This is a genomic window from Micromonospora sp. S-DT3-3-22, assembly GCF_015354745.1.
In the GTDB taxonomy this organism is placed as follows: Bacteria; Actinomycetota; Actinomycetes; order Mycobacteriales; family Micromonosporaceae; genus Micromonospora; species Micromonospora wenchangensis.
This window is the reverse complement of the sequence record NZ_JACGMO010000055.1, coordinates 34,462-46,061: the sequence shown is the minus strand read 5'-3', so window position 1 is coordinate 46,061 and position 11,600 is coordinate 34,462. Positions and strand designations below refer to the sequence as shown.

The following is an 11,600-nucleotide window of genomic DNA, read 5'->3' as shown; positions in this document are numbered from 1 at the left end:
CCGGACGGCCCGACGCCCGGCCCCGGAGCGGGCGGGGACGCAGGCTGCCGGTTCGCGGCCCGCTGCCCGTACCGGGTCGACGCCTGCACCCGGCAGCGCCCGCCGCTGGTGCCGACGGCCACCGGCGTGCTGAGCGCCTGCCTGCGGCACGCCGACCTGGGGTCGGCGGCGCGCACCGCACCGGCGACCCCGGCGGGCGCCTCCCCGCCACCCTGACCGCATCCCGCACCGTCCGCACCCGCAACCCCTCGACACCGGCATCCGCCGGGAAAGGATGGCCATGTTCGCGCATCGTCCGCGCCGGAGCGTCCACCAGGTACGGCTCCTGGTCGCCGCCGCGCTGCTCACGGTCGGCTCGCTGACCGCCTGTTCCGGCACCGCCGAGGAGGGGGGCGGCGGCGACGACGCCGTCCTGACCATGGCGGTGGCGGCCCCGCCGACGCTCGACCCGTACAAGGCCAACATCGACCTGAACAACATTCCGACGGTGGCGCTGGCGTACGCCCCGCTGATCCGGATGAACGCCGACCGGACGTTCACCGGCGAGCTGGCCGAGTCGTTCGGCTACGTCGACCGGCAAAACAAGGTCTTCCAGCTCAAGCTGCGGCCGGGGCTGACCTTCGCCGACGGCACCCCGCTGGACGCCCCGGCGGTCGTCAAGTCGCTGGAGTACATGCGGACGGTCAGCCCGAAGGCGAAGACCTGGGCGGCCACCATCGCCAGCATCACCGCGCCCGACGCGGCCACGGTGGTGGTCACCAACAGCAGCCCGAACCCGGTGATGCGGCAGCTGTTCAGCCAGGCGATCCTCTCCGGTTCGGTGGTCTCCCCCGCCGGGCTGACCGACCCGGGCCAGCTCGCCCAGCGGACCTTCGGCGCCGGCCCCTACCAGCTCGACCCGGCCGGCACCGTGGCCGGCGACCACTACACCTACCTGCCCAACCCCCGGTACTGGAACAAGGACGGGCAGCACTGGAAGAAGGTCGTGGTCCGGGTGCTGCCGGACGCGAACGCCACCGTGCAGGCCATCCAGGCGGGCCAGATCGACTACGCCGCGCTCAACGCCGACGCCGGGCCGGCGGTCGCCGCCGCCGGGCTCAAGCACATCACGGCCAGCGTGGCGGTGCTCGGCATGGTGCTCGCCGACCGCGACGGCACGGTCGCCGCGCCGCTGCGCGACGTGCGGGTACGCCAGGCGTTGAACCACGCCATCGACCGGGCCACCATCGCCAAGACGATCTTCGGCGAGTTCGCCCACCCGACCAGCCAGATCGCCGCCCCCGGCTTCGACGGCTACCAGGCGGCCCTGGACGACCGCTACCCGTACGACCCGGACCGGGCGAAGGCGCTGCTCACCGAGGCCGGTTACCCGAACGGCTTCACCGTCAAGGCCGAGGCGCACACCCCGGGCATCGCCGCCGTGGCGCAGGTGGTGGCCGGGCAGTGGAAGAAGATCGGGGTGACCGTGGAGCTGACCACCGACACCCAGGTGCCGCAGTGGCTGGAGCACGTGATGTCCCGCAAGTTCCCGGTCACCGCGTTCGGCTACGGCAACCTGCCGACGTACCTGTCCTCACTGGACTTCATGCGGCCGGTCGCCAACCCGTTCAACCCGTACGCCACGGACGACGCGCAGCTGCGGCAGGCGCTGGACCGGGCGATCGCCGAGCCGGACCCGGCCACCCAGGCGGGGCTGTTCCAGCAGGCGGTGGCCCGGCTGACCGACCTGGCCTGGTTCGCCCCGGTGGTCCGGATGGACGGCATCGCGGTGACCGGCTCCCGGGTCGCCCCGCTGGAGGCGGCGGCCGACAACGGCCTGCCGAGCGTGGTGACGGTCCGCCCCGCCACCTGACGGGCGGGACGGCCAGACGGCACGCACGGAGGTGTCTACCTCCCCCGCCTCTGCCACGATCTATTGGTAATAGGCAGTACCGCTATTGGTAACAGTCAGTACCGGTATCCGTCGCCGCGCAGTCCGGCGGCGCCCATAGCCGTCGGAGCCGCAGATGCGCGTGCTGATCACCAGCGCACCGATGCACGGTCATCTCTTCCCGCTCGTGCCGCTCGCCTGGGCGCTGCGGGCGGCGGGGCACGAGGTGCTGGTCGCCTGCACCGAGCACTTCGTGCCGACGGTGACCCAGGCGGGTCTGCCGGCGGTCTCCAGCGGGCCGGGGATGGACATCCGTGACCTGATGCGGCCGGACGCGCCGCACGGCATCGAGGACGACCCCTACGGACACGGCGAGGTCTTCGCGACAATGGCGTCGCGGAACCTCGCCGGCACCCTGGCCACCGTCCGCTCCTGGCGACCGGACCTGGTGCTCGCCGAGCGTTCCGAGTACGCCGGCCCGGTGGCCGCCCGCGCCGAGGGCGTCCCGTACGTCGAGCTGCACTGGGGGGTCGCGGAACTCGTCGAGTACCGGGCCGCCGCCGAGACGGTGCTCCGGGGTGACCTGCACCGGCTCGGGTTGACCCGGCTGCCCCGGGCCGACCTGGTGCTCGATCCGTGGCCGCCCAGCCTGCGGCTGCCGCACGCGCGGGCGCACCTCGGGCTGCGGCCGGTGCCGTACAACGGCGCCGCCCGGGTGCCGGAGTGGCTGCTCGACCCGTCGTCGCGGCCCCGGATCGGGCTGACCATGGGCACCGTCCTGCCGCAGCTGACCGGCGGCGGGATGGGTGGCCTGCTCGGCGGGCTGGTCGAGGAGTTGGCCGTCCTCGACGCCGAACTGGTCCTCGCCATCGACGACGAGGCCGCCCGGGAGCTGCCGCCGCTGCCGTCGGCGGTCCGCCACGCCGGCCGGATTCCGTTGTCGGAGCTGGTGGCGACCTGCCGGTTGCTGATCCACCACGGCGGGCAGGGTTCCGCCCTGACCGCGCTGGCGGCGGGCTGCCCGCAGATCGTGCTGCCGAAGTTCGACGACGCGTTGGAGAACGCGGAGGCGATCGCCGCCGCGGGCGTGGGGGTGGCCGTCCGGCTGGACGCGGCCACCCCGCGCGGGGTGGCCGACGCGGCCGGCCTGGTCCTGGGCCGGCCCCGGTTCGCGGTCGCGGCCGCGGCGGTGGCCCGGGAGGTCGCGGCGCAGCCGTCCCCGGCCGAGACCGTCGCGGCGCTGGAGCGGCTGGTCCGGCGGGACACCGCCGACGCCACCCCGGTCGGCGGGTCGTCCGCCCGGTGGCGTCGGTGAGCACCGCCCGCCACCACGGGTCCCCGGCGGTCACCGGGCCGGACCACGCCCGGTCCGGTCCCGCCACCGGTACGCACACCTGTCGCGATCATGAGGAGGAATCGGGGCATGAGTGACCGTAGAGCGCTGCTGCTCGACGAGGTCCGCAAGTTCCACCAGGACGTGCAGCCCAACCAGCCGTTCATCCCGGGGGTGACCGAGATCTGGCCCTCCGGGGCGCTGCTCGACGCCGAGGACCGGGTGGCGCTGGTGGAGGCGGCGCTGGACATGCGGATCGCGGCCGGCCCGCTGGCCCGCAAGTTCGAGTCGGAGTTCGCCCGCAAGCTGCACCGTCGCAAGGCCCACCTGACCAACTCCGGCTCGTCGGCGAACCTGCTGGCGGTCAGCGCGCTCACCTCGGACCTGCTGGAGGACCGGCAGCTGCGCCCCGGCGACGAGGTGGTCACGGTGGCCGCCGGGTTCCCCACCACGGTCAACCCGATCCTGCAGAACGGGTTGGTGCCGGTCTTCGTCGACATCGACCTGGGCACCTACAACACCTCGGTGGAGCGGGTCGCCGCGGCGATCGGCCCGAAGACCCGGGCCATCATCCTGGCCCACACGCTGGGCAACCCGTACCCGGCGCGGGAGATGGCCGAGCTGGCCGACGCGCACGACCTGTTCTTCGTGGAGGACAACTGCGACGCGGTGGGCTCCACGTACGACGGTGAGCTGACCGGCACGTTCGGCGACCTGTCCACGGTCAGCTTCTATCCCGCCCACCACCTGACCATGGGCGAGGGGGGCTGCGTGCTCACCTCGAACCTGGCGCTGGCCCGGATCGTGGAGTCGCTGCGCGACTGGGGCCGGGACTGCTGGTGCCCGCCGGGCGAGTCGAACACCTGCCTGAAGCGGTTCAAGTACCAGCTCGGCACGCTCCCCCAGGGCTACGACCACAAGTACATCTACTCGCACGTCGGCTACAACCTGAAGGCCACCGACCTGCAGGCCGCGCTGGGGCTGACCCAGCTGGCCAAGCTGGACGAGTTCACCGCGCTGCGTCGGCGCAACTGGCGTCGGCTGCGTGAGCGGCTCGACGGGGTGCCGCACCTGCTGCTGCCCGAGGCCACCCCGAACAGCGAGCCGAGCTGGTTCGGGTTCGTCATCACCGTCGACCCGGGCGCGCCGTTCAGCCGGTCCGAGCTGGTGGCGTTCCTGGAGGACCGGCGGATCGGCACCCGGCAGCTGTTCGCCGGCAACCTGACCCGGCACCCGGCGTACCTGAACCAGCGTTACCGGGTGGTCGGCGATCTCACCAACAGTGACATCGTCACCGAGCAGACGCTCTGGGTCGGCGTCTATCCGGCGCTCACCGATGAGATGATCGACTATGTCGGAGCGTCGATCTTGGAGTTCGTCGCCGACCGGGGGTGAGGGGCGGAGAAAACACCCGACGACGAGAAGACGAATTCCATTTCGTCGGCCCCGCCGGCCGTCCGACCCGATGCCACCAGCCCACCGGAGAAAACGACGCGACACCCGACCGCCGCGCCGACCTACCCGCACTGAGCTGCGGTTCTGTAATGTGTCGAAGCGGCGATGCTGGTTTCGACCTACTGGTGGGACAATCATCTCCGACCTTGGAGGTGCGGTGAAGTATCTGATCCTGATCAGCCACAACGAACAGGCTCGTGACGCGTGGCAGGGCATGTCCGACACCGAACGGCAGATGGGTGTCAAGGCCCACGCCGCCCTCGTCGACGAGTTGACCGCGACCGGTGAACTCGTCGTCTCCGAGGCGTTGGCCGACCCGTCCACCGCCCGACGGGTCCGGGTGGAGCGTGGCCGGACGACCGCCACCGACGGCCCCTTCCCCGAGGTGAAGGAGTACCTCGCCGGCTTCTACCTGGTGGAGTGCGCGAGCATCGAGCAGGCGGTGGCGCACGCGGCCCGGATTCCCGAGGCGCAACTCGGCCTGGTCGAGGTGCGCCCGGTCCTCGACGCCGCCCAGGCGGACGCGTGACCGTTACCACGGAGGTCGAGGACCTGCTGCGCGAGCACGCGCCGCAGGTGCTCTCCACCCTGGTACGCCTGCACGGCGGCTTCGACACCTGCGAGGACGCCGTCCAGGAGGCGCTGCTCGCGGCGGCCGTGCAGTGGCCCGAGGAGGGGCTGCCGGCCAACCCCCGGGGCTGGCTGACCACGGTGGCGTCCCGCCGCTGGACGGAACTGTGGCGCAACGACGCCGCCCGCCGTCGCCGGGAACGGGCGGTGGCGGCGCTGACCGGCCCGGAGCCCGGCCCGGTCTCCGCGGTCGACGACACGCTGACCCTGCTGATGCTCTGCTGTCATCCGGCGCTGACCCGGGCCTCCCAGGTGGCGCTCACCCTGCGGGCGGTCGGCGGGCTGAGCACCGCCGAGATCGCCCGGGCCTTCCTGGTGCCGGAGTCCACCGTCGCGCAGCGGATCAGCCGGGCCAAGCAACGCATCCGGGCCAGTGGCATCGAGTTCCGGATGCCCGCCCCCGAGGAACGCCCGGCGCGGGTGGCCGCCGTGATGGAGGTCCTCTACCTGATCTTCAACGAGGGGTACACGGCCAGTTCGGGGCCGGCGCTGAACCGGATCGAGCTGACCGCCGAGGCGATCCGGCTGACCCGGCAGCTGCACGAGCACCTGCCCGACGACCCGGAGGTCACCGGGCTGCTGGCGCTGATGCTGCTCACCGACGCCCGCCGGCCGGCCCGCACGGCGCCTGACGGGGCGCTGATCCCGCTGGCCGAGCAGGACCGGTCCCGGTGGGACGGGCGGGCGATCGCCGAGGGCGTCGCACTGATCACCCGTACCCTGGCCAGCGCACCGGTCGGTCCGTACCAGGTGCAGGCGGCGATCGCCGCGGTGCACGACGAGGCGACCCGGGCCGAGGACACCGACTGGCCGCAGATCCTCGGCCTCTACAACCTGCTGCGTCGCATCGCGCCCGGCCCGATGGTCGCGCTCAACCGGATCGTGGCGGTGGCCATGGTGGACGGCCCGCAGGCCGCGCTCGCCGAGCTGACCGCCGCCGAGGCCGACCCGGTGCTCGCCGGCAACCACCGGGTGCACGTGGTCCGGGCACACCTGCTCGACCTGCTCGGCGACCGGGACGAGGCCCGGCGGTACTACCTGCTGGCCGCCCGGTCCACCCTCAGCGTCCCGGAGCAACGTTTTCTGCGGCTGCGCGCCACCCAGCGGTCCTGACCCGGCGACAAATGGCCGGGCGCAATGCCTGCCGGCGCGCCGAAATCGACGTGGGACAACGACGAATCAGCCGGAAAGGCCGAAAGGCCGATGCCGGCAACCAAAAGATGAAACAATTTTGCCGCAAGTGCGGATGACCATGATTGTCTATGCTTTATAGCCTCCAGGTAGCGGTCGACGGCAACTCCCTCAGTGCCGTCCGGCCGGTCGGGCCGGAACGCGCACCACGGTGTCCGGAACGGCCGGCGCCGCCCATTCCCGACGCCCGACGAACGCGCGGAATCGGGACGGACCCGAGACCGCGGGTAGTGGAGAGCAGAGCATGGCCATCCCCTCGACCCCTGTCCCCGGCGCCGCCACGAGCGCCACCGAACGCCTGCACGCCCTCGACGCGGTACGCGCCGGAGCCCTGCTCCTCGGCGTCGTGCTGCACACGACGCTGTCCTTCCTGGAGCCCCGCACCTGGGTCGTGGGGGACGTGTCGACGAGCCCGGTGATGAACGGCACCTACTTCGTCATCCACGTGTTCCGGATGACGCTGTTCTTCCTGATCGCCGGCTTCTTCGCCCGGCTGGTGCTGCACCGGCGCGGCACCGGCGGCTTCGTCCGCAACCGGGCGGTCCGCATCCTCGCCCCGCTGGTGATCTTCTGGCCGCTGGTGATGGCCTCCACGGTGGTGGCGATCATCATCGCGGCGAACCTGGCCGGCGAGGAGGTCCCGGGGGCCACCCCGATGACCCCGAGCACGTTCCCGCTGACCCACCTGTGGTTCCTCTACTGGCTGCTGGTGCTCTACGTGCTGGCGCTGGCCGTCCGGGCGGTGGTCAACCTGCTCGACGCCGACGGCACCCGGCGCAGCCGGCTCGTCGACCCGATCGTGCGGACCGTCGTCGCCCGGGACCTCACCCCGCTGGTCGTCGGCGCCCCGCTGTGCGTGGCCTTCCTGCTCAAGCAGGACTGGCTGCTCTGGTACGGCGTGCCGCCGGCCGAGAACGGGCTGATCCCCAACCCGGTGGCGTTGGTCGCCTACGGGTGCGCGTTCGGTTTCGGTTGGCTGCTCCAGCGCCAGGTGGACGTGATCCGGGTGTGGGAGCGGCGCTACCCGCGCAACCTGGTGGCGGCGGTCGTGCTGACCGGCGTCGCGCTGGCGATGGTGGGGCTCACCCCGGACACCGAACCCGAGGCGCTGGGCTGGCACAAGGTCGTCTACGCGGTGGTCTACACGCTCGCCGTCTGGGCCTGGACGATGGGCCTGATCGGCGCGGCGATGCGCTACCTGTCCCGGCCGAACCCGTCGATCCGGTACGTGGCCGACGCGTCGTACTGGGTCTATGTCGTCCACCTCCCGCTGGTGATGGCGTTGCAGGCGGCGGTGTCGCAGGTGGCGCTGCCGTGGTTCGTGAAGTTCCCGGCCATCCTGTTGGTCACCTACCCGGTCACCCTGCTCAGCTACCGCTACCTGGTCCGGTACACGTTCATCGGCGCCCTGCTCAACGGCCGGCGACGCCGCCGGGACGAGAAGCCGGCCACCGAGGCGGCCGTGCCGCAGGCCGCCGCCCGCTGACCTGCGCCCCCGCTCGCCGGGCCGCGTGACGTGGTGGTCGCGCGGGCCGAGTCAGCCCCGCCGGAAGGGGGATCCGGCGGGGCTGACGCCTGCCGGGGGGACGGCAGGCTTCTCCGGCCCGGACCGGGGGGACGGTCCAGGTGGCGCGGCGGGGCCGGGTGCGGCCGGCCCCGGGGTGCCGGCCGGCCCGGTGGGAGGGCCGGCCGGCACGTCCCGCACGGACCCGGGGGGGTGGGTCAGGTCGGGACGGGAACGACGTCCGGGCTGCGGCAACGGCCCGGACGCCGACCGGTCAGCGTCCGGGCGGAGCGCTGGACCGGTCGTCGGTGGAGGTGCCGGCGGTGCTCGGGTCACCCGACGGGGTGTCCGCGGTGGCCGACGGGGCGTCGGCCGGCGTCTGGGCGGCCGGCTCCGCCCAGTCGCCCTGGAGACCGATCTTGTCCAGCAGCAGGAGCACGATGACGGCGACGACCACGAGCAGCACCGCCGACACCCGGTACGACAGCACGTAGCCCTCGGTGGCGGCGACCCTCGCGTTCACCCCCTCGGCGAGCCGGTCCCCGCCGAGCCGCAGGGCCAACGCCACCAGCACCGACAGGCCGAGCGCGCCACCGACCTGCTGCATCACGTTCTGCATGGCGGAGGCGAGCCCGGTGTCCTGGGTGCCCACCTTGTAGAGCGCGGTGTTGGCGGTGCCGGGCATCGCCAGGCCGAAGAACAGGCCCAGCACCAGCATGCCGGGCAGGATGCCGCTGGCGTAGTGGGTGTCCACGGAGATCCCGCTGAGCAGCAGCAGACCGGCGGTCACGCCGAGCAGACCCACGATGATCACCGGCTTGACGCCGAACTTCGGGATCATGCCGGTGGACAGCCCGACGCCGAAGGCGATGCCCAGGCCGACCGGGATGAAGGAGAGGCCGCCCTTGAGCGGCGAGTAGCCGAGCACCTGCTGCTCGAAGAGGGTGGTCAGGAAGGTGAAGCCGAAGAAGGCGCAGGAGAGGGTCAGGCCGACCAGGTAGCCCACCGCGCGGGTGCGGTTGGTGAAGAAGCGCAGCGGGATCAGCGGCGCGGCGGCCCGCGACTCGATCAGCAGCATCAGCCCGATCAGCAGCAGCCCACCGAAGAGCGGCAGCAGCACCTGCGTCGACAGCCAGGACCGCTCGGCGGCCTGGAGCAGGCCGTAGACGATGGCCACCAGACCGGCGGTGGCGGTCAGCACACCGGCGAAGTTGAACTTCTGCCCGGTGCGCTCCATCCGGGTCTCGCCGACCAGCCGGCCCACCAGGGCCAGCGCGATCACCGCGACCGGGACGTTGACGTAGAAGATCCAGCGCCAGCTGGCGTCGGCGACGATGAGCCCGCCGACGACCGGGCCGAGGGTGCCGGCCAGGCCGGACAGGCCACCCCAGATGCCGACCGCCTTGACCCGGTCGGCCGGGGCCGAGAAGAGCAGGAAGACGATGCCCAGCGCGGCCGGGGCGGCCAGCGCCTCGCCGACGCCCTGGAGGAAGCGGCTGTAGATGAGCATCTCGGGGTTCATCGCGGCGCCGGAGATGACCGAGGCGATGGCGAAGATGACCACGCCGGTGACGAAGATCCGCCGCCGGCCGAACAGGTCGGCGAGCCGGCCGCCGAACAGCAGCAGCCCGCCGGCCATCAGGACGTAGCCGTTGACGACCCAGGCCAGCCCGGTGCGGGACATGTCGAGCTCACCCTGGATGCGCGGCAGCGCGACGCTGACCACGGTCATGTCGATGACGAACATGAACTGGACGAAGCCGAGCAGCGCCAGCGCCTTCCACCGACGGGGATCCGGCCGGTCCGCGGACGCGTCCAGCGCCTCGTCCGAACTCGGTGTGGTACCGGTGCTCATGGTGCCCTCCTCGACATCGACGCACGTCGCATGTGCTTCTGCCTGGATGTCGAAGCTGGCTCGTTGGTTTCGACATACGGGTAAGCAAATAGTTCGAGCCTTCAGGAGGCACCCATGAAGTACCTGATCATGATCAGCCACAACCAGCAGACCCGGGACGCCTGGCAGAACATGTCCGACAGCGAGCGGGAGACGGGCTTCAAGGCGCACATGTCGCTGGTGGAGGATCTGGCCGAGTCGGGCGAGCTGATCGTCTCCGAGGCGCTCGCCGACCAGGGGCAGGCCAAGAAGGTCCTGGTCAGCGACGGCAAGGTCAGCACCACCGACGGCCCGTTCCCCGAGGTCAAGGAGTACGTCGCCGGGATCTACCTGATCGAGTGCGACACCATCGAGCAGGCGGTCGGGCACGCCGCCCGGATCCCCGAGGCCAACTTCGGCCTGGTCGAGGTCCGTCCGGTGCTCGGTGCCGGTGGCCCCGACATGTGACGACCCGCACACGCGGCGGACCCGCGGCACCGACCGGTGCCGCGGGTCCACTTCGTCCGGGCCGTCCACCGCGGCGGACGGGCCAACTCAGATGTACGGCGAGTTGGGCTCCAGCCCGCAGAGCACCCGGCCATAGAGTTCGAGGTTCGTCGACGGGACCATCAGCGCGTGCAGGTTGACCGCGTACATGTCCCGTACCACCCGCTGCATCGGGGCCTGACGCAGGATCGACGAGCCACCGCTGGCCATCCCGAGCAGGTCCACGGCGGCCCGGCCGAGCTGGCAGATCGCCCCGATGTCGGCCCGGGTCCGGGCCCGCTCCTCCAGCGTCCACGGCTCACCGCTGACGCCCTTGGCGTCGACCAGGCCGGTGATCCGCTGGGCGTGGAACTCGGCCTCGTCGATCTTCATGGTCGCCTCGGCGAGCTGGACGTGGGTGACCGGGGCCTCCCGCTGCGTCGCGTAGTCGGTGTAGGTGATCTTCCGGTCGAGCCGCTCCAGGAAGAACTCCCGCGCCGCCCGGGCCAGCCCGATCACCGTGCCGGCCGAGGAGGCGTTCGCCACCCCGAGCAGCGGGTTGCGGTACATCGGCAGGTCCCGGTTGAGCGCCGAGGCGCTCTGCCCCTGGAGCACGGCGGGCATCGGCACGATCCGCTCCTGCGGCACGAACACGTCCCGGGCCACCGTGGTGATGCTGCCCGACCCCTGTAGGCCGGCGGTGTACCAGTCGTCGACGATCTCCAGGTCGGACAGCGGCACCAGGGCCATCACCGGCCACTGGCTCACCCCGTCCGGGGCCGGGGCCATCGCGATGACCTCCTGCCAGTGGCTGTGCAGGGCACCGCTGATGAAACTCCAGCTGCCGTTGAGCACCATGCCACCGCCGGGCTTCGGGGTGCCGCTGGCCGACGGGCTCAACGTCCCGCAGATCCGCACGTCGGGGGTGGAGTAGACCTCGTCCTGCACCTCGTCGGGGAACATCCCGACCATCCAGCCGGGGATCGCCCACACCGACGCCGTCCAGGCCACCGAGCCGTCGCCCCGGCCCAGCTCCACCATCACCTCGTGCAGGGTGCGGGTGTCCGACTCGTACCCGCCGTAGCGGCGCGGCACCCGCATCCGGAACAGGCCGGCGTCGGCCAGCGCCTCGACCGTCTCGTCGTGCAGCCGCCGGTTCTCCTCCTGCCAGCCCGCGTGCTTGCGCAGCAGCGGCACCAGCTCACTGGCGCGGCGTACCAGTTCGTCCCTCGGGGGGGCCTCGGTCGCGCTGGTCATC

At 72.0% G+C, this 11,600-nt stretch carries 9 protein-coding genes and 1 pseudogene; 8 read left to right on the top strand and 2 right to left on the bottom strand.

The genetic code is table 11. The features are described from left to right. The 7 genes and pseudogenes from H1A17_RS17530 to H1A17_RS17500 all read left to right on the top strand — a co-directional run. A pseudogene (locus H1A17_RS17530) lies at positions 1-216 on the top strand (ABC transporter ATP-binding protein); the annotation flags it as partial. Positions 217-280: 64 nt separating this feature from the next. Then, a complete protein-coding gene (locus H1A17_RS17525; RefSeq protein ID WP_168222481.1) occupies positions 281-1,852 on the top strand; it encodes an ABC transporter substrate-binding protein in 1,572 nt (523 codons plus the stop codon). A gap of 154 nt (positions 1,853-2,006) precedes the next feature. After that, the gene (locus H1A17_RS17520) at positions 2,007-3,185 is read left to right on the top strand and encodes a nucleotide disphospho-sugar-binding domain-containing protein (RefSeq protein WP_145919663.1); all 1,179 of its coding nucleotides are present in this window, start codon (positions 2,007-2,009) and stop codon (positions 3,183-3,185) included. A 108-nt stretch (positions 3,186-3,293) separates the two neighbouring features. After that, the gene (rfbH, locus tag H1A17_RS17515) at positions 3,294-4,598 is read left to right on the top strand and encodes a lipopolysaccharide biosynthesis protein RfbH (RefSeq protein WP_145919662.1); all 1,305 of its coding nucleotides are present in this window, start codon (positions 3,294-3,296) and stop codon (positions 4,596-4,598) included. 217 nt (positions 4,599-4,815) lie between these two features. Beyond that, complete coding sequence (locus H1A17_RS17510) at positions 4,816-5,187, top strand: YciI family protein (RefSeq protein WP_194822353.1); 372 nt, start codon at positions 4,816-4,818, stop codon at positions 5,185-5,187. After that, entirely contained in the window at positions 5,184-6,401 is a 1,218-nt protein-coding gene (locus H1A17_RS17505; RefSeq protein ID WP_145919660.1) for an RNA polymerase sigma factor, read from the top strand. The genes H1A17_RS17510 and H1A17_RS17505 overlap by 4 nt, the downstream gene beginning before the upstream one ends. 322 nt (positions 6,402-6,723) lie before the next feature. Further along, positions 6,724-7,965 carry an acyltransferase family protein gene (locus H1A17_RS17500; RefSeq protein ID WP_145919659.1) on the top strand — a complete coding sequence of 414 codons (1,242 nt, stop codon included), beginning with the start codon at positions 6,724-6,726 and terminating at the stop codon, positions 7,963-7,965. Positions 7,966-8,257: 292 nt separating this feature from the next. Here the strand turns inward: H1A17_RS17500 and H1A17_RS17495 are convergent, their stop codons facing one another. Beyond that, entirely contained in the window at positions 8,258-9,838 is a 1,581-nt protein-coding gene (locus tag H1A17_RS17495) for an MFS transporter (RefSeq protein ID WP_145919658.1), read from the bottom strand. Positions 9,839-9,952: 114 nt separating this feature from the next. On the opposite strand from H1A17_RS17495, the gene H1A17_RS17490 reads away from it, so the two are divergent. Further along, the gene (locus H1A17_RS17490; RefSeq protein ID WP_145919657.1) at positions 9,953-10,324 is read left to right on the top strand and encodes a YciI family protein; all 372 of its coding nucleotides are present in this window, start codon (positions 9,953-9,955) and stop codon (positions 10,322-10,324) included. A gap of 87 nt (positions 10,325-10,411) precedes the next feature. Here the strand turns inward: H1A17_RS17490 and H1A17_RS17485 are convergent, their stop codons facing one another. Further along, positions 10,412-11,599, bottom strand: coding sequence for an acyl-CoA dehydrogenase family protein (locus H1A17_RS17485; RefSeq protein ID WP_194822352.1), 1,188 nt, complete (start codon positions 11,597-11,599; stop codon positions 10,412-10,414). Between the last annotated feature and the right edge of the window lies 1 nt (position 11,600).

Excerpts from the sequence above, each read along its gene's own strand:
- H1A17_RS17495 (WP_145919658.1), bottom strand. The coding sequence starts at position 9,838 with ATGAGCACCGGTACCACACCGAGTTCGGACGAGGCGCTGGACGCGTCC.
- H1A17_RS17525 (WP_168222481.1), top strand. The coding sequence starts at position 281 with ATGTTCGCGCATCGTCCGCGCCGGAGCGTCCACCAGGTACGGCTCCTG.
- H1A17_RS17485 (WP_194822352.1), bottom strand. The coding sequence starts at position 11,599 with ATGACCAGCGCGACCGAGGCCCCCCCGAGGGACGAACTGGTACGCCGC.
- rfbH (WP_145919662.1), top strand. The coding sequence starts at position 3,294 with ATGAGTGACCGTAGAGCGCTGCTGCTCGACGAGGTCCGCAAGTTCCAC.
- H1A17_RS17500 (WP_145919659.1), top strand. The coding sequence starts at position 6,724 with ATGGCCATCCCCTCGACCCCTGTCCCCGGCGCCGCCACGAGCGCCACC.
- H1A17_RS17490 (WP_145919657.1), top strand. The coding sequence starts at position 9,953 with ATGAAGTACCTGATCATGATCAGCCACAACCAGCAGACCCGGGACGCC.
- H1A17_RS17520 (WP_145919663.1), top strand. The coding sequence starts at position 2,007 with ATGCGCGTGCTGATCACCAGCGCACCGATGCACGGTCATCTCTTCCCG.